The following is a 17,238-nucleotide window of genomic DNA, read 5'->3' as shown; positions in this document are numbered from 1 at the left end:
TTTCTGCATGTCTTATATCGTTATCAAGGAGCGTTTTACATGGCTGATTCTGAACTGAACTATTACACAACTCTGGCCGAAGCCATTGACGCGGCGCGCGAAGCGTTTATCGCTAACAACCCCGACGTCGATGAAGATGACCTCAATGTGCAACAGTTCAATGTCCAGAAGTATGTGCTGCAGGATGGCGATATCGTCTGGCAGGCAGAATTTTTTGCCGACGAAGAGCAACCGGGCGAGTGCCTGCCGATGTACAGCGGCGAAGCAGCACAGAGCGTCTTTGATGGCGACTTTGACGAGATCGAGATCCGTCAGGAGTGGCTGGAAGAGAACACTCTGCACGAGTGGGATGAGGGCGAATTCCAGCTCGAGCCGCCGCTGGACACCGAAGAGGGTCAGGCTGCGGCAGACGAGTGGGACGAGCGTTAATTACTCGTAGGGGCCGTGCTGGGCGTCTATCGGCAGTAGCAGGGTGTCGAACACCAGCGAGAGCGGCAGATCCAGCACGGTCAGGAAACGCCATGAGGAGTCACGTACGTCCCACTGCACACCGGGGTAGTACTGATTCCCGTGGCCCTGGCCTGGGATCGTCCGGCTGACAATACTGCCGCAGCCGCTTAATACGCACACCATGACAACCACCAGCATCACTCTCACCGCGTTCCCCTTCTGATTATGCAGATAAAAAAATACCGGCTAATGCCGGTATTTTCTTAATGATGGCTTATTTCGCCTTCAGCGCCAGTGGATTAAGCGACAACGTTTCGTAGTGCTTCACCCAGGACAAATAGCGCTCTGGTGATTCCCAGACGCGATAGTGCAGGCGCGAGAGCGTTACCGGGTCGCTTAACAGCACCAGACGACGATCGCGGTTGAGCTTCTCAGGCGTTTCATTCAGCGCCTGCTCAACGTGACGGTCGCGGGCAATCTCCAGCACGTTACTGGCACGGTGACGCGCGGTCGCCATCGCTGTCGCCAGCGCGTTGAAGGAGGGGTTAAATACGGCATGCATAAACCCATCTTCCAGCGAGCGTGAGCGGTTCAGCTCCAGATAGCGATCGGTATCGACCAGCACCTGCGGCGGAGAGTACTCTTCCGGGATCAGGAACAGCTTCCAGCGCTTGGTACGCAGACCGACCGTTGAGCGGCTCGAGATCACCGACACAAACGGCGAGAGGATCAGCGAGAAGACGATCGGTGCCAGCCAGAAGAGGAAGCGCAGATCCAGCCACGCCATCCCCACTGCCCACACCAGGCCCAGCAGCAGCTGCGAGCCGTGACGCATAAAGGCTTCACCCCACGGAGTGGAGTCATCATCACGCTGCGGCGAGTTCCATACCACTTCCCAGCCGAGGAACGCGCTAACCACGAACACCGTGTGGAACAGCATACGTACCGGCGCCAGCAGCACGGAGAAGAGCACTTCCAGCAGCAGCGACAGCGTGACGCGGAAGAAACCACCGTACTCTTTCGGCCCTTTGCACCAGACAAGGATGATACTCAGCAGCTTCGGCAGGAAGAGCAGCACCATGGTTGAGGCAAACAGCGCGATAGCCAGTTCCGGACGCCACTGCGGCCAGACCGGGAAGAGCTGGCGCGGCTGCAGGAAGTACTGCGGCTCGGTCAGCGCATGCACCACCTGCAGCGCCGTCGAGAGCGCGAGGAACATAAACCACAGCGGTGCCGAGAGATAGGACATCACGCCGGTCAGGAACACCGCGCGGTGAACCGGGTGCATCCCTTTTACCAGGAACAGACGGAAGTTCATCAGGTTCCCGTGACACCAGCGGCGGTCGCGTTTCAGCTCATCAAGCAGGTTCGGCGGCAGCTCTTCATAGGAGCCAGGCAGATCGTAGGCAATCCACACACCCCAACCGGCGCGGCGCATCAGCGCAGCTTCCACAAAGTCGTGGGAGAGGATAGAGCCTGCAAACGAGCCTTCACCCGGCAGCGGTGCCAGCGCACAGTGCTCGATAAACGGCTGCACGCGGATAATCGCGTTGTGGCCCCAGTAGTGGGATTCACCTAACTGCCAGAAGTGCAGACCGGCGGTAAAGAGCGGGCCATAGACACGGGTAGCAAACTGCTGGCAGCGCGCATAGAGCGTGTCCATACCGGACGCGCGCGGCGAAGACTGGATAATACCGGCGTTCGGGTTGGCTTCCATCAGGCGCACCAGCCCGGTCAGGCAGTCACCGGTCATCACCGAGTCCGCATCCAGCACCACCATGTAGCTGTACTGGCTGCCCCAGCGACGGCAGAAGTCATCGATGTTGCCGCTCTTACGTTTCACGCGACGACGGCGACGACGATAGAAGATCTGCCCTTCACCCTGCACTTCGGCAATCAGCTCCATCCAGGCTTTTTGCTCCGCGACGCAGATATCCGGATTGTAGCTATCACTCAGGATATAGACGTCGAAGTGCTTCTGCTGCCCGGTGGCTTTCACCGACTCCCAGGTGGCGCGCAGGCCGGCGAAGACGCGATCGACGTCTTCGTTACAGATAGGCATGATCAGCGCCGTGCGATGCTCCGGGTTAAGCGGTTCATCGCCCACTGTCGAGGCGGAAATACTGTATTTATCCCGCCCAATCAGCAGTTGCAGGAAGCCCATCAACGCCGTCCAGAAGCCGGCGGAGACCCAGCAGAAGAGGACAGCGAAGAGGATCAGGATCCCGGTCTGCAACACGTAAGGCAGGAGCTGCATAAAGGAGACCCACAGATCCTGGCCTGCCATATCGGCAGGGTTGATCAGCGCCCAGCCCTGATAAGGCAGGATGGTTTTCATATACCAGGTCGCAACCACCGTCTGCGCAATCGTCAGCACGAGCAGGATATAGCGGCGGATAGAGCCAACGGTACGCCACTTCTCCTCGCGAACCTGCTCCTCTTTGGTCAGACGCGACATGTAGCGCGGCAGAACCTCACGACCGCGCAGGCGATCCCAGAAGCGACCAAGGGGGTTGGTGCGCCAGGGATCCGGGAACATCGAGGAGCGTTTGGCTTTCGGCATCGCCTGCAGCTGCGCGCGTCCCTCGTCGTCCTTCGCCAGTTGCCCTTGCGCCAGCGAATCCGGCCAGCTGTTTTCCAGCCGCGCGGTCACCGATCCCAGCGGCGTGTCATCTTCACGCTTCCAGTCCGTGTGCTCCGCGTCCAGCGCTTCATGCACGCCGCGAATCGAATCCGTCGGCAGCGCTGCTTTCCGCTCCTCGGGGAGCGGCAGCGCGTCGATATACTCAGTTATCTTATTCATTGGCAGGTAGCTGATAGCTCCAGGTTTCACTCAGGGGCTGATCGGCGTTGACCAGCGCCGCGCGCATATCCGTGGTTTTCTTCGGATCTTTGACCTTCACGCGCAGCGTCAAACGCCAACCTTGGGTCACTGGATTATAGCGAACGGCATTTTCAACGATCTCACCGTTATCGCCAATGCTCGCCTGCGCCGTTACCGGCGTATCCTGCGGCAGTTTTTTCATATCCTGGCCGGTAAAGTCGATCACGAACGCGATGGTACCGTCCGGCTGGCGGATAAGGTTGGACTGCTTCACATCACCCGTTGAACGACGAGTCTGCTTAACCCAGGCATTATCCGGCGCATGCAGTTTATCTTCGTCACGGCTAAAGGTGATGGTGTACTTGAAGTTCATCTCTTTGCCCGGCTCCGGCAGCTGATCCGGTGTCCAGTAGGCAACGATGTTGTCGTTGGTTTCGTCGTTGGTCGGGATTTCCACCAGCTCGACTTTCCCTTTGCCCCACTCGCCTTTCGGCGTGACCCATGCGCTCGGGCGCTGGTCGTAGCGGTCATCGATATCTTCGAAACGGGAGAACTCACGGCCACGCTGCAGCAGACCGAAGCCCTGCGGGTTTTCCATCGCATAGCTGCTGACGGCCAGGTGTTTCGGGTTGTTCAGCGGACGCCAGATCCACTCACCGTTGCCGGCCAGCATCGACAGACCGTTTGAGTCATGCAGCTCAGGACGGTAGTTGATTGCCGGCGAGGGCTGAGACGGCCCGAACAGGAACATACTGGTCAGCGGCGCAACGCCCAGTTTGCCCACTTTGTCACGCAGATAGACTTTAGACTGGACATCAACCACGCTGTCGCGGCCCGGAATAATGACAAAACGGTAGGCGCCGGTAGCACGCGGGGAGTCGAGCAGCGCATAGATGGTCAGACGCTTGTCGGTCGGTTTCGGACGCTCGATCCAGAACTCCTTAAAGCGCGGGAACTCTTCGCCGGAAGGCAGCGCCGTATCGATCGCCAGCCCGCGCGCGGAGAGACCATAGACCTGGCCCGCGCCAATCACGCGGAAGTAGCTCGCGCCCAGCATGCTGACGATTTCGTCGTTTTTATCTTTGCTATTGATGGGGTAAAGCACTTTGAAACCGGCAAAGCCGAGATCCTTAACGGTATCTTTGTCGTGCTGAATGTTGCCGAAGTTGAAGTAGTCCGGGCTGTACTTAATCTGATGCACGGCGGTCGCGGTCACTTCGTTGATGGTTACCGGCGTGTCGAAATACATCCCCTGATGATAAAACTCAAGCTTGAACGGTGTGTTGGTCTTGTTCCAGTAAGCTTTATCATGGTTGAACTGAATTTGTTGATAGTCCGCATACTTCATATCGCGGAACAGCGAGGGCAGATTGCTTTTGGGTGCTTCATAGCTCTTGCCAGCCAGGGATTGCGCCTGTTTTGCGACATCGTCGATAGAAAAGGCCCAGCCTGATGACGTATAAAGTGACAACAGTACTGCTGCCCCTACCCAATGCATTTTCATCATTCGTAATTTAGGTTTCATAATAACTAAGCACTTCCCCCTTTGTGTGCTTAAATCGATCCGATCCATTTTAATGGAAACTCTGGCAATCCGACAACCGAATCCCTGCTTTGTTCTCAGGTACCGTTCATTGATTAAACAAATGCATCCGGCCCCCCATTTCCTTTTGCAGTCTTATCCTGGAGACAGGTTATCTGACATAGTGTAGGGTTGGTTTGGAATGTAATCATTATTTGTCTTATGGATAAGACGAAAAGTCTGAGAATGCACGGAGATATATGTCTAAATCCCCCGCACAACGTGAATATTTCCTTGATTCCATCCGCGCGTGGTTAATGCTGCTTGGGATCCCGTTCCACATTTCCCTCATTTACTCGAGCCATATGTGGCATGTCAACAGTACCTACCCTTCATGGTGGCTGACGCTGTTTAACGACTTCATTCACGCCTTTCGCATGCAGGTCTTTTTCGTCATTTCGGGTTACTTCTCCTATATGCTCTACCTGCGCTACCCGCTTAAACGCTGGTGGAAAGTGCGCGTTGAGCGCGTAGGCATTCCCATGTTGACGGCTATTCCACTACTGACGTTGCCGCAATTTATTATGTTGCAACATGTTAAGGAGAACACCGCTAACTGGCACACCCTGTCTACTTATGACAAATTCAATACGCTGTCATGGGAATTGATCTCCCATTTATGGTTCCTGCTGGTGCTCGTTATATTAACGACGATCAGCTTGTGGTTATTCCGCGCCATCAAAAACAACGCCGATCGCCTGCTTAACGACATTTCGCTTGGCAAGCTTTCTGTCTGGTTTCTGCTATTGGGTATCGCCTGGGCGGCATTTCGTCGCGGCGTTTTCCTCTTCTATCCGGAAATATTGCGCGACGCGCTGTTTAATTTCACTGTGATGCAGACGCTGTTTTATATCCCCTTCTTCCTGCTTGGCGCCCTGACTTTTATCAGCCCGCGTCTGAAAAGCCTGTTTGTTACGCCATCGCCCTGGTGCATGGTGGGGTCGGCGCTGGCCTTTGTCGCTTACCTGCTCAATCAGCGCTACGGCAGCGGTGAGGGGTGGATGTATGAAACCGAAGCGGTAATCACCATGCTGATGGGCTTCTGGATGGTGAATGTGGTCTTCTCGCTTGGCCACCGGCTGCTCAATTTCCAGTCTGCCCGCGTCAGCTACTTTGTTAACGCCTCGCTCTTTATCTACCTGGTGCATCACCCACTAACGCTGCTGTTCGGCGCATGGATTACGCCGCATATTCAGTCGAACGTGGTGGGCTTTTTCACCGGGCTGGTGTTTGTGATTGGCATTGCCATCGTGCTGTATGAGATCCACCTGCGTATTCCGCTGCTTCGCTTCCTCTTCTCCGGTAAGCCGCAGGAGAAGACCGCGAAATCACCGGTGCAGGCCGGGTAAAACGGCTGGCTGCTCTGACCTCAGAGCAGCCACTCCACCGGCAGCCAGTAGACCATGCGCACCAGAATGCGCTGCCACAGACGGGTATGCGGCTCCTTTTTCAGCACAATCTCCTCGCCATCCTGCTGTTCAATCCAGTTGATACGACCAAAGCGGTCAAGGCGTAGTTGCCAGGTGATATCTTTCTGGCTGCGCAGAAAACGGTGGTGGATCTGCGTTGCCAGCGTTTCACTATCAATGACAAAGCCCATCTCGGTATTCAGCACCGCGGATCGCGGGTCGAAATTAAACGAGCCGATAAAGACCTTTTCACCGTCGATACTGAAGGTTTTCGCATGCAGGCTGGAGCCGGAGTTACCGGTTAAACCACGGTCATGCACCGGGTGAATGGGGGCTTCCCCGCGCGTTGGTTTCAGTTCATAAAGTTCAATTCCGTGGCGCAGCAGCTTTTTGCGCCAGCGCGCATAGCCTGCGTGCACCACAGTGACATCGTTGGCGGCAAGGGAGTTGGTCAGAATGGCGATCTTCACCCCTTTACGCGCCAGCTGTAGCAGCAGGGCAACGCCCGCGCGCCCCGGCACAAAATAGGCCGAGATAATATCAATCTGCCGGTCCGGTTTACCCATCACATTGAGCAGTCGCTGCGGCAATAACGTGTGCTCGCGCGCTTTGCCCTCCCCTTTACGCGGGTCATCGCTTAGCAGACGCGTTTTCGCCCACAATAGCGGCAGCGTGCCGTTTTCAAGGTGCGCGGCGAAATGCGTAGAAGCGAGTCTCTCCTGGTAGCGCACGGCGGTGATATCTTCCCGCCAGCTCTCCGGCAGACGAATGCGTTCGGCAATCTCCTCCGGCGACAGCGAGAGTACGCTGCGCAGTGACGAGACCGAGGCCGAGTTCCAGTAGCGCAAGAAATCCCGCTCCACCTCTTTCACCACCGGGCCGACCGCCATCACGTCGAGATCGGTAAACAGCGGCTCTTCGCCAATGCCGAAATAGGCATCGCCAATATTGCGCCCACCGACCAGCGTCACCACGCCATCAACGGTGAAACTTTTATTGTGCATCCGCCGGTTAAGGCGCGCGAAATCCGTTAAATAGCCGAGCGCACGCAGTGAGCGAAAGGAGAAAGGGTTAAACAGCCGCACCTCGATATTGGGATGGTTATCGAGCTGGCGCAGTACGCCATCCATGCCGAGGGTGTTGTTATCATCCAGCAGCAGACGCACCTTAACGCCACGATCGGCGGCGGCAAGCAGCGCCAGCATCAACAAGCGGCCGGAGGTGTCATCTTCCCAGATGTAGTACTGCACATCGAGCGTGCGCTCCGCCAGCTCCGCTAACCGGTAGCGGGCGACAAAAGCGTCCATACTGTCATCGAGAATATGCAGGCCGCAAAGACCGGGGTGCGCCTCACAAACGGGTGCAACGGCGCGCCCAAGCCGGGAATCAGCGTGCAGGGTCGGCACCGTGTTGGGTGAGTAGGCGTTGATAGAGTCGCAGAGTTTCATCGTCATAGCAGACAAAGTATATCTGCCGTAACAGAGAATAGCGGGTTAGATAATCCGAAACGGTGTTGATGGCGATCTCCGCCGCGGCCGCTTTCGGGTAACCGTACACGCCGGTGCTGATAGCAGGAAAAGCAATAGAGGCGTAGCCGTTCGCATCTGCCAGCTTCAGGCTGTTGCGATAGGCATCTTCGAGCAGATGGGCTTCGTTATCATTCCCGCCGCGCCAGACCGGCCCGACCGCGTGGATCACCGCTTTGGCGTTAAGATTGCCGGCGGCGGTGATCACCGCATGGCCCGGCGGGCACTCGCCCTGCTGCTGGCGAACCTGTTTGCACGCCTCAAGCAGCGCCGGACCGGCTGCGCGATGAATCGCGCCATCAACCCCGCCGCCGCCGAGTAAAGACGCGTTGGCAGCGTTGACAATAACATCCACCTCAAGGGTTGTAATATCCCCCTGAATAACCTGCATACGTGATTCCATTATGGCTCCCTTGTCGGTGCAAAACCGAGAACATGCACTAAGTGTATACTGGCGCAACGGAAATGGTGGCGCCGCAAGCGAACCGGCAGGAAATATTGTCTGGAAGAGAGGGAAAGCGAACGGCTAATTACGCTTTTTTCACTGCCGCCGCGCGTGATGAACGACTCCGGGAAGCGAGCCACAGACCGCTGTTTTTCATGGCATAGCCAAACAGCAATCCTACCGCCAGCGAAGGGACTACCACTCTCCAGTCGCCCTGCCCGGCAAAGGTGGCGCAGGCGCCAATAAAGGTGCCGGGAACAAAAGAGAGCAGCAGGTTTTTAGCCTGCAGACACATCAGAAAAGCCACGATACCGGTCATCAGGTAGCCCACAATCTCAAGATGGGGAGCCAGTGCGCTACCGTACATAATCACCAGCGCCCAGATGACACCACTCATTACCGTGCAGGCAGAGATCGCAAGCCCCTTCAGCCCACCCTGCGGGCAGGCGAAATAGGCCGTACAGCCGAGAAAACCGGCCCAGCTTAAAAGTCCTGAAGCGACGGCAACCCAGCCCCAGAGCCCGGAGAGGATACCTGTCGTCAATGCGAGTGCGAAGAGTCTGTTCATGGCGCGCATCATAGCAGATGCGCGCCGCTGCAAAGTGACATTCACCACATAAATTTAAACAACGAACTCATCGTTGCAAATTATTTGTGACTCAAATCACTCTTCGTTCTCTGACTCTTCCTGAAGCTCTTCCCACATAGCGGCAATCGCATCGCGGGAGAGTTCGGCCAGCGTGCGCCAGAACGGCGTCGTAGCGTGGGCTTCCACTTTGCCAAAGAAGGTGCCGCACCACGGCAGCAGGTACTCCGCAAAGAGGGTTTCCAGCGCTTCGCTCTCATCTTCCGCTGACTGATCTTCCAGCCATGAAGCGGCCAGCAGGAGCGTACCTATATGATCGGCCGGCGCAGCGCTCAGCGGCATGCCGCGGCTGGATAAAAACTCGCGCACCTCCGCTTCGCTCGCCCCTTCAACCCACGCACTGCGCAGCGGCGAAACGCGACACTCATCGCCGACAAACAGCGCGTTGTAATCGGCAGCCAGCGTCTGGGCATCGCAGCTTTTTTGCAGACGCTCCAGCAGCGCATCCTGCTCAAGCGGCCAGCTCTCTGCCAGCTTTCCTTCGCGGATCATCGTGTAGAGCGGCACCAGCAGCGGATCCTGCGGCTGGCGGTAAAAGAGCGAGCCCAACACGCGGCAGAGAATAGAAAATTCGTTCATTCAGTAGTTCCAGTCAGTATTTAAAGTTCAGCAAATTCATCAATCGGCGCCATACCGCGTGACTCAAGGAAACTCAGCATGCGGCGCGGTGATACGTTCAGGATGCGATCCTCCGGGAAGCCGACCTCATCCAGCACTTTGCGGCACTCCGTGAAGTCGCCCAGCGTAAAGGCGGTATGCGAGTCGGAACCGAGCGCCACCCAGCCGCCCGCGTCACGCACGGCAGCGGCAATGGCGCGGCAATTCGCTTCACTGCCCTTGCGCGAATGGATAAAGGAGGAGTTGTTAATCTCCAGCGCCACATCATACTTCGCGGCCGCGGCGGCCACCGCCGGAATATCAATCTCAAACTTGGGGTTACCAGGGTGGCTAATGATATGCACATTACCGCTGGCAATGGTGGCGATCATCGCCTCGGTATGGCTGGCTTTATCCTGCGGCGGGAACACCGGCTCATGAAAACCGGCCACGATCAGATCAAGCGCATCAACCATCGGCCCGGTGCAGTCGATTTCGCCCGCACGGTTTTTAATATTGGCTTCGATACCGCGCAGAATGCCGACGCCGTCGACCAGCCGCGGCCAGATACGCATATTGATAAAGTGCCAGTGGTGAGGAGCATCGGCCATGTCAGGGCCATGATCGGTTATGGCGAAGAGCTTAATGCCTTTGCGTTTCGCTTCGGCAATATAGTCATGCAGCGTGCTGTAAGCGTGGGTGCTGGCGACGGTGTGCATATGCAGGTCAACGGGGTACATGGCTCACTCCTGTAGTCAATTGCGCAAGAATAGCAGCTATTGTTATGCAGTTTAATGAAAACCCGGCGCGGCCGGGCCTCTCTCAATACCCCCGCGCCCGGTCAACGCGACCGCTCACCGCCTCGCCGCGCTCAAGCTGGCGAATGGTGTGGCAGATATAATCAATCGCTTCATGGGGACGGGTCACGGCGGCAATATGCGGCGTAATGGCGACGCGCGGGTGCGCCCACAGCGGGTTATCCGAAGGCAATGGCTCTTCACGGAATACATCCAGCATCGCGCCCTTCACTTTGCCGCTCTCAAGCGCCTGCAAAAGATCCGCTTCCACAAGATGCACGCCGCGCGCGAGGTTAAGCAGATAACTCCCCTCTTCCAGTTGCGCCAGTAAGGCATGATTGATAATGCCTGCGGTCTCCGGCGTGTTCGGCAGCAGGTTGATCAATACTCGCGTACCGTGCAGGAAATCCCCAAGCTCTTGCGCGCCGGCAAAACTGGTGACGCCTGGCAGATCTTTTCGGCTGCGGCTCCAGCAGCGCAGCGGGAATCCCCACGGTCGGAGCGCTTCGGCGACTTTTGCGCCCAGCACCCCGGCGCCAAGAATGCCGACGGTAAAATCCTTATGCGCATACTCCTCAAGGGGTTGCCACTTCGCCTCGCCTTTTAGCGCCTGGTAATCATCAAAGCGGCGGAACCAGTGCAGCAGCTGGCTTACGGCATACTCCTGCATCTGCTGCGCCATGCCGGTGTCTTCAAGGCGAAACAGCGGCACTGCGGCGTCGAGCATCTGCGGATGCGCCTTAAGTTGCCCGAGGATCGCATCGACGCCAGCGCCGAGGGCAAACACCGCCTTTAGTTTCCGCCCTTCAAGCATCTCCACGGGCGGATGCCAGACCAGCGCGTAATCGGCGGGGGCATTATCGCCCGGCGTCCAGACACGGATATTGGCATCCGGCAGTGCTTCTCGCAGGGCTTTCACCCAAAAGGCGTTATCGAATGAGGGGTGATAAAAGAGGATCTCCATCGGCGCTCCAGTCTTGTTGTGGGTGAGGCATTTTTATGCGGCTGATAAGCATAACAAATATCCTCTCCAGCGCGTGGCTTAAGTGCCAAGGCGAGAAAAAAAGCGTTTTCAGAACGTTTAAGAAGCAGGTTGTTTGAAGTTTGTCTAAACGCACTAATTTATTGCAAAAGAAGATTGACGCGGTTACTGGTTTTCCCTACATTAGCGCCCGTCCCGACGACATCGGGACAACAATGTGGTGAGGTGTCCGAGTGGCTGAAGGAGCACGCCTGGAAAGTGTGTATACGGCAACGTATCGGGGGTTCGAATCCCCCCCTCACCGCCATTATTTAAGATGAGAGCCTGTACGAAAGTACGGGCTTTTTTCTTTTATATTCCCCGAACAGGGGGGATGAGAATCCCCGACCGGGGTTCGACAACGGGCGACAGCACGTTGGACAGACCACGAACGCAGTGAGTGGGCTGCCCGCAGGGCGAGCGAAGCGAGTCAATCCCCCCCGGTGCACGCGTCGGCAGCGGAGCCAGTGCCTGATGGCGGCTGCGCCTTATCAGGCCTACGTAATTGTGCCATCTCAACCATCAAACCTGCTCTGCTCCGTAGGCCGGATAAGCGTGAGCGCCATCCGGCATTTTTATCGCTGCAAATCCCGGCATTTCCGCCACCAATCCACGCCGTTGCTCACACCTTAAGCGAACAATCATCACGGCTGAAAATCTGCTTGACCGCTTCAGCGCAACTCCCTATAGTAGCGCCCCGTTGCCCTCCTGTATGGCGGGTGGCAATACAATGTGGTGAGGTGTCCGAGTGGCTGAAGGAGCACGCCTGGAAAGTGTGTATACGGCAACGTATCGGGGGTTCGAATCCCCCCCTCACCGCCATTATTTGAAGAAGAGCTCGCATGAAAATGCGGGCTTTTTTTTCGCATGTATCTCCGCGCCAGGGGGGATGAGAACCCCCGACCGGGGTTCGACAACGGGCGACAGCACGTTGGACAGATGACGAGCCTGCGAGTCAGCTGCCCGAAGGGCGAGCGAAGCGAGTCAATCCCCCCCCGGTGAACGCATCGGCACTGGAGCCAGTGCCTGATGGCGGCTACGCCTTATCAGGCCTACGCGCAGATCTCACTCCGCGCATCACCAAACATTTCACCATGCCAACATCGTGCCATGTCCAATTGCCTGATGGCGGCTACGCCTTATCAGGCCTACACGCTGCGCCTGATCAGCCGTACGTGGTTACGCCTTCCCTTCCCCACAAAAAATAAAACCCGGTTTCCCGGGTTTTAACGCTAACTGTATCTTGCGCGCCGTTTAATCGTAGGCTTTCAACGTGCGCTGGCAGAGGGCGGAGCGTACGCAGTCGTCTTTATTAAAGCGCACCACACCAATCATCTCGTCCTCTTCAAAACGTGCTAGCGCATCGCTCAGCCCCGATTTAACACCGGAGGGCAGATCGCACTGGGTGATATCGCCGTTAACAATCACGGTCACGTTTTCCCGAGGCGCGTCAAAAACATCTTCATTTGCGCAGCGGTGACGTTCTGGGCCTCGTCAAGAATGACCACCGCATTTTCAAACGTACGTCCGCGCATATAGGCGAACGGCGCGATCTCCACCTTGCCAATTTCCGGGCGCAGGCAGTATTGCATAAAGGACGCACCAAGACGTTTCAACAGCACGTCATAGACGGGCCGGAAATAGGGTGCGAACTTCTCCGAGATATCGCCGGGTAAGAAGCCGAGATCTTCATCAGCTTGCAGGACCGGCCGGGTCACGATAATCCGCTCCACATCCTTATGGATCAGAGCCTCTGCAGCTTTCGCCGCGCTAATCCACGTTTTCCCACAACCCGCTTCGCCAGTGGCGAAAATCAACTGCTTAGTCTCAATCGCATGTAAATAATGCGCCTGAGCCTCATTGCGGGCAGCAATCGGAGAGTTATCACGGCAATCCCGCGCCATGCCAATTGCTTCTACACCACTCATCTGCACAAGCGAGGTGACCGACTCTTCTTCACGCTGTTTATGGCTACGTGAATCACGTCTCAGCACGCGTTTCGCTTCACGACGAGCTTTGATCACTGCTTTCTGTCTTCCCATGGATAGCACCTTGAGTTGTTGGTTTACATCACACGCATCGAAATCGACGCGATTATGCGCACAAACGTCTGAGGGTTGGCTTCCTTGTAAGCCATGGCTTGCCTTTGAAAATGACATGGCGCAACGAACAGCAAAACCGTCTGCCACATCGTCAGAAGGAGTTAAAAAACAGGAGGAGGAGAAATCAGGGGTGAAAAAGTCGTTGCCGGAGGTGTGCTCCCCGGGCCGGGTTTTGCGAGGTCGTTTTGTCTGTCCACTACAGCACTTTACCATCCGCGATCTCCAGAAGACTTCATCACCGCAGGGATAACCGAATGAACTGCTCATCTAAAGCGTAGCATCAATGCAACAATGTTTTTACTAAGCATTAACAGCTACGCACCCTGCGTCGTTTCACAGAGTCTCTTCGATGAATATTACAGAAATATAACAGATACTTTGTAATACATTAAAATTATGCGTGGATGGCAGAAAAAGTATGTCAAATTGCTACAGATAACAGAATATCCTGCCCGGACGGGCAGGATAGGATCTTCACGCTTCGAGCAGAGACTGGGCAAGATAGCTCTGGGTTGACTTCACGCCGGGTAACGCGAAGAAGAAACCGCCGCCGATGGGCCGGATATACTCCTCCAGCGCTTCGCCATTCAGCCTTTTTTGCACGGTCAGGAAGCCTTTCTCCAGATCGTGCTGATAACAGACAAACAGCAAGCCCATATCGAGCTGGCCAGAGTTAGTGACGCCGAGGGAGTAGCTGTAGCCCCGGCGCATCATCAGGTTCGCCTGCGTCTCTTTCGTCCGCGGGTTCGCCAGGCGGATATGGCTGTCGAGGGCGATAACCTTGCCCTCGGGATCGCTGGCGTAATCAGGCACATCGTGCTCATGCTGCATGCCGAGCGGCGCACCGCTCTGTTTATCGCGCCCGAAAATAGTCTGCTGCTCTTTCAGCGGCGTGCGATCCCAGAACTCAACGTGGAACTGGATAATGCGCACCGCCTGATAGCTGCCTCCTACTGCCCATGCTGGCTCTCCCTGATCGCCCGTCACCCAGACAATCTCATCCATCAGCGGCGCATTGCTGCTGTCGGGGTTCGCGGTGCCATCTTTAAAGCCGAGCAGGTTTACCGGCGTCTCTTTCCCGCGGCTGCGCGCGGCGTGGTCGGAGATAAACCCTTCCCGCTTCCAGCGCACGCTGAGCAGATCCGGCGTGTGCTTGATCACATCGCGCAAGGCGTGGATCACCGTGTCCTGCGTATTCGCGCAGATCTGCAGTAGCAGATCGCCATGACAGAGCGCGGCATCGAGCGAGTCGTTAGGAAAACGCATCATCTTCTGCAGCTTCTTCGGTTTCTGCGCCGCAAGACCGAATCGTTCATCAAACAGCGCAGACCCGACAGAGACGGTCATGGTCAGGTTATCCGGCGCGATAAACGGCCCGAGAATACCGGAATCCATCGGCGGCAGTCGCGGGTTTGGTGTCTCCGGCGCCGGGCCGCCCGCCGTCAGGAAGGCAATCCGCTCGGTAAGCAGGCGAAACAGGCGGATAAGATCCGCTTTATCCGCCGCCAGCACATCAAATGCCACCAGCATCATCGAGGCCTGCTGCGGCGTTAAGATGCCCGCCTGGTGATCGCCGTAAAACGGCTGCTTTTCCATACGCGAGTCGGGCGAGAGCGTTCCCGGCGCGCTTTGCGGTTTTGCCGCATGGGCGACCGGACAACCGCCGGCGAGAGCAAGCGCGCCACCCAGCGCGCCCATCCCTTTTAACAACCGACGCCGCGAAGGTTCGCTGACGTCGTTTTCTTCATGCTGCTTCATTATTAATCCAGTCCAAGTACGCCGCGCAGCTGCGCCAGATCTTCCGCCAGGGTGGTGATTGGCCCCTTCAGCGCATTACGATCGGCATCGGTCAGCTTGTCATAGGTCTCAAAGCCCGTTTTGGTGCGGTACTTCGCTAAAATGGTATTCACTTTCTTGAAGTTAGCGTCCACTTTCGCAAGCAGCGCGCTGTTCTCTTTTTGCAGCTGCGGGCGCAGCAGATCGACAATCTTCTGCGCGCCTTCGATATTGGCCTGGAAATCCCACAGGTCGGTATGGCTGTAACGATCCTCTTCGCCGCTGATTTTGCTCGCTGCCACCTCTTCAATCAGCCCGGCTGCACCGCCCACCACTTTTGACGGCGGGAAAGCCAGCTCGTTGATGCGGGTTTGCAGTTCAAGCACATCATGATTGAGCTTATCGGCATAGCTCGCCATGTCTTTGACGCTGTTGTCGCCAAACAGCGCCTTCTCAAGGCGGTGGAAACCGGTGAATTTCGGGTCGGCGGCTTTCTGCTCGTAATCATCTTCACGGGCATCGATGCTGCCATCAAGATCGGAGAAGAGCTCAGCAATCGGCTCAATGCGCTCGTAGTGCTGGCGCGTCAGCGCGTAGAGCGCTTTCGCTTTTTCGATATCGCCCGCTTTCACTGCATCGGTAAAGGCTTTGGTGCCGGAGACCAGCTGCGCGGTTTCGCCAACGACATAGGCTTTATAGGCGGTGATTGCTTCGCCAAGGCTCAGCAGTGCATCACCTTTCGCCGCGTCAGCCGTCGCTTCACCTTTGACCACTAATTTCCCTTTCGGGTTAGTTAACAGGCCGCAGGTCATCTCATATTCGCCCGGCTGAAGGTTGGCGGTGAGCTTCTGGCTGAAGCCCGGGGCGATGTTTTCGCGCTCTTCAACTACCATCACGCCTTTAAGGATCTCCCACTCCAGCGCTTTCTGGCTGTGGTTGAGGATAACAAACTGCGTTTTGCCGGCGTTGACCGTCAGGTTCATCGGTTCGCACTGCTTATCCGTCACCGTCACTTTTACCTGCGGCACATCCGCTGCCTGTGCCCCGAACGCGCACGCCATCAGCGCGGCGACCCCGAGTTGTACTGCGCTACGTCGAAAAAGAATTGCCATGACCCTTCCCTTTTATAAGTGTGTTGTAACTAAGAATCGTTATAGAGGCTTACGGCGCAGCGCGGGAGGGCTGCGCACCAGCGCGCGGCGGCATGACAAACAGCACCAGCGCCGGGATCAAATAGAGGAAGTAGACTGCCACTTCGCTGACGCTTGGCGTCTCCTGGTAACCAAAAATACCCTCCAGCAGCGTGCCAGTCAGCGAATGGGTGGTCAGCACGTTGCTTAAATCAAAGGCCACATCCTGGAAGTGGTTCCACAAGCCCGCTTCGTGGAAAGCGCGGATTGCCCCAGCGGCAAGACCGGCGGCGACAAAAAGGATAAACAGGCTGGTCCATTTGAAAAACGCGCCGAGATTGAGGCGCACGCCGCCCCAGTAGAGCAGAAACCCGAGCACCACGGCGGTGGCAAGGCCAAGCACGGCACCGAGCGGCGGCCAGATGCCGACATCTTGTTGAAACGCCGCCAGCAGGAAGAAGACCGACTCCAGCCCTTCACGGGCGACGGCGAAGAAGACCATCAGGATCAGCGCCCAGCCGTGGTTATTGCTGCGTGCGAGCGCGGTATCGACGGCCTGCTCCAGCTGCACTTTGACGTTGCGCGACACGCGGCGCATCCAGAACACCATCCAGGTGAGGATCACCACCGCAATCGCTGCGACAATTCCCTCAAACAGCTCCTGCTCTCTTTGCGGGAACTCGCCGGTGGTTTCATTAATGGCGATGCCAAGGCCCAGACAGAGCGCGGCGGCGAGAAACACGCCGATCCACATCACGCTGATCCAGCGTCCACGTTGGGTGCGTTTAAGATAACTGGCAATCAGGCTTACAATCAGCGCCGCTTCCAGGCCTTCACGCAACATAATAAGGAATGGGACAAACATAGAACCGCCTTTGTGTTATGCACCGTCAATGGTTGCAAAGAAAGGTAAATTGCATTGATAGTGATTAT

14 protein-coding genes, 2 tRNA genes and 1 pseudogene are annotated in these 17,238 nt (G+C 56.6%); 4 read left to right on the top strand and 13 right to left on the bottom strand.

Features of this window, described 5'->3' with window-relative positions:
* Positions 1-54 precede the first annotated feature (54 nt).
* Entirely contained in the window at positions 55-429 is a 375-nt protein-coding gene (locus BWI95_RS14020; RefSeq protein ID WP_094193033.1) for a MysB family protein, read from the top strand.
* Here the strand turns inward: BWI95_RS14020 and BWI95_RS14015 are convergent, their stop codons facing one another.
* From BWI95_RS14015 to mdoG, 3 genes are all read right to left on the bottom strand, one after another.
* A complete protein-coding gene (locus BWI95_RS14015; protein ID WP_373456967.1) occupies positions 430-648 on the bottom strand; it encodes a YceK/YidQ family lipoprotein in 219 nt (72 codons plus the stop codon).
* 76 nt (positions 649-724) lie between these two features.
* On the bottom strand, positions 725-3,253 hold the full coding sequence (gene mdoH, locus BWI95_RS14010; protein WP_076769671.1) for a glucans biosynthesis glucosyltransferase MdoH: 2,529 nt from the start codon (positions 3,251-3,253) through the stop codon (positions 725-727).
* Positions 3,246-4,781: a glucans biosynthesis protein MdoG gene (mdoG, locus tag BWI95_RS14005; protein ID WP_094420254.1), complete on the bottom strand. Its 1,536-nt coding sequence runs from the start codon at positions 4,779-4,781 to the stop codon at positions 3,246-3,248. Before mdoG ends, mdoH begins: the two co-directional genes overlap by 8 nt.
* 275 nt (positions 4,782-5,056) lie before the next feature.
* Between mdoG and mdoC the strand changes: the two genes are divergently transcribed.
* Positions 5,057-6,205 carry a glucans biosynthesis protein MdoC gene (gene mdoC, locus BWI95_RS14000; RefSeq protein ID WP_076769670.1) on the top strand — a complete coding sequence of 383 codons (1,149 nt, stop codon included), beginning with the start codon at positions 5,057-5,059 and terminating at the stop codon, positions 6,203-6,205.
* 20 nt (positions 6,206-6,225) lie between these two features.
* Here mdoC and BWI95_RS13995 read toward each other — a convergent pair whose 3' ends face one another.
* From BWI95_RS13995 to ghrA, 6 genes are all read right to left on the bottom strand, one after another.
* Positions 6,226-7,719 carry a phospholipase D family protein gene (locus BWI95_RS13995; protein ID WP_076769669.1) on the bottom strand — a complete coding sequence of 498 codons (1,494 nt, stop codon included), beginning with the start codon at positions 7,717-7,719 and terminating at the stop codon, positions 6,226-6,228.
* The gene (gene ymdB / locus BWI95_RS13990; RefSeq protein WP_023481602.1) at positions 7,652-8,194 is read right to left on the bottom strand and encodes an O-acetyl-ADP-ribose deacetylase; all 543 of its coding nucleotides are present in this window, start codon (positions 8,192-8,194) and stop codon (positions 7,652-7,654) included. The genes BWI95_RS13995 and ymdB overlap by 68 nt, the downstream gene beginning before the upstream one ends.
* Positions 8,195-8,321: 127 nt before the next feature.
* The gene (locus BWI95_RS13985) at positions 8,322-8,813 is read right to left on the bottom strand and encodes a DUF1097 domain-containing protein (protein ID WP_232374454.1); all 492 of its coding nucleotides are present in this window, start codon (positions 8,811-8,813) and stop codon (positions 8,322-8,324) included.
* 87 nt (positions 8,814-8,900) lie between these two features.
* The gene (locus tag BWI95_RS13980) at positions 8,901-9,461 is read right to left on the bottom strand and encodes a TorD/DmsD family molecular chaperone (protein ID WP_054803140.1); all 561 of its coding nucleotides are present in this window, start codon (positions 9,459-9,461) and stop codon (positions 8,901-8,903) included.
* A gap of 20 nt (positions 9,462-9,481) precedes the next feature.
* Entirely contained in the window at positions 9,482-10,219 is a 738-nt protein-coding gene (locus tag BWI95_RS13975; RefSeq protein WP_076769667.1) for a phosphatase, read from the bottom strand.
* Positions 10,220-10,301: 82 nt separating this feature from the next.
* Positions 10,302-11,240 (bottom strand): glyoxylate/hydroxypyruvate reductase GhrA, encoded by a 939-nt coding sequence (gene ghrA, locus BWI95_RS13970; protein WP_054803138.1) that lies wholly within the window; start codon positions 11,238-11,240, stop codon positions 10,302-10,304.
* Between the two features lie 237 nt (positions 11,241-11,477).
* On the opposite strand from ghrA, the gene BWI95_RS13965 reads away from it, so the two are divergent.
* Positions 11,478-11,565, top strand: a tRNA-Ser gene (locus tag BWI95_RS13965).
* 466 nt (positions 11,566-12,031) lie between these two features.
* Positions 12,032-12,119 (top strand) — tRNA-Ser (locus BWI95_RS13955).
* Between the two features lie 432 nt (positions 12,120-12,551).
* Here the strand turns inward: BWI95_RS13955 and phoH are convergent.
* From phoH to efeU, 4 genes and pseudogenes are all read right to left on the bottom strand, one after another.
* Positions 12,552-13,339: pseudogene (gene phoH, locus BWI95_RS13950) on the bottom strand (phosphate starvation-inducible protein PhoH).
* 534 nt (positions 13,340-13,873) lie between these two features.
* Positions 13,874-15,157: an iron uptake transporter deferrochelatase/peroxidase subunit gene (gene efeB / locus BWI95_RS13940; RefSeq protein WP_054803137.1), complete on the bottom strand. Its 1,284-nt coding sequence runs from the start codon at positions 15,155-15,157 to the stop codon at positions 13,874-13,876.
* 2 nt (positions 15,158-15,159) lie between these two features.
* A complete protein-coding gene (gene efeO, locus BWI95_RS13935) occupies positions 15,160-16,287 on the bottom strand; it encodes an iron uptake system protein EfeO (RefSeq protein WP_054803136.1) in 1,128 nt (375 codons plus the stop codon).
* A 49-nt stretch (positions 16,288-16,336) separates the two neighbouring features.
* Positions 16,337-17,170 (bottom strand): iron uptake transporter permease EfeU, encoded by an 834-nt coding sequence (efeU, locus tag BWI95_RS13930; RefSeq protein ID WP_042713521.1) that lies wholly within the window; start codon positions 17,168-17,170, stop codon positions 16,337-16,339.
* Between the last annotated feature and the right edge of the window lie 68 nt (positions 17,171-17,238).

Source organism: Kosakonia cowanii JCM 10956 = DSM 18146 (genome assembly GCF_001975225.1).
Classification (GTDB): domain Bacteria; phylum Pseudomonadota; class Gammaproteobacteria; order Enterobacterales; family Enterobacteriaceae; genus Kosakonia; species Kosakonia cowanii.
The sequence above is the reverse complement of the archived record's forward strand: the minus strand, read 5'-3'. Positions and strand labels throughout refer to the sequence as shown.

Excerpts from the sequence above, each read along its gene's own strand:
- BWI95_RS14015 (WP_373456967.1), bottom strand. The coding sequence starts at position 648 with ATGCTGGTGGTTGTCATGGTGTGCGTATTAAGCGGCTGCGGCAGTATT.
- mdoH (WP_076769671.1), bottom strand. The coding sequence starts at position 3,253 with ATGAATAAGATAACTGAGTATATCGACGCGCTGCCGCTCCCCGAGGAG.
- mdoG (WP_094420254.1), bottom strand. The coding sequence starts at position 4,781 with ATGATGAAAATGCATTGGGTAGGGGCAGCAGTACTGTTGTCACTTTAT.
- mdoC (WP_076769670.1), top strand. The coding sequence starts at position 5,057 with ATGTCTAAATCCCCCGCACAACGTGAATATTTCCTTGATTCCATCCGC.
- BWI95_RS13995 (WP_076769669.1), bottom strand. The coding sequence starts at position 7,719 with ATGACGATGAAACTCTGCGACTCTATCAACGCCTACTCACCCAACACG.
- ymdB (WP_023481602.1), bottom strand. The coding sequence starts at position 8,194 with ATGGAATCACGTATGCAGGTTATTCAGGGGGATATTACAACCCTTGAG.
- BWI95_RS13985 (WP_232374454.1), bottom strand. The coding sequence starts at position 8,813 with ATGCGCGCCATGAACAGACTCTTCGCACTCGCATTGACGACAGGTATC.
- BWI95_RS13980 (WP_054803140.1), bottom strand. The coding sequence starts at position 9,461 with ATGAACGAATTTTCTATTCTCTGCCGCGTGTTGGGCTCGCTCTTTTAC.
- BWI95_RS13975 (WP_076769667.1), bottom strand. The coding sequence starts at position 10,219 with ATGTACCCCGTTGACCTGCATATGCACACCGTCGCCAGCACCCACGCT.
- ghrA (WP_054803138.1), bottom strand. The coding sequence starts at position 11,240 with ATGGAGATCCTCTTTTATCACCCCTCATTCGATAACGCCTTTTGGGTG.
- efeB (WP_054803137.1), bottom strand. The coding sequence starts at position 15,157 with ATGAAGCAGCATGAAGAAAACGACGTCAGCGAACCTTCGCGGCGTCGG.
- efeO (WP_054803136.1), bottom strand. The coding sequence starts at position 16,287 with ATGGCAATTCTTTTTCGACGTAGCGCAGTACAACTCGGGGTCGCCGCG.
- efeU (WP_042713521.1), bottom strand. The coding sequence starts at position 17,170 with ATGTTTGTCCCATTCCTTATTATGTTGCGTGAAGGCCTGGAAGCGGCG.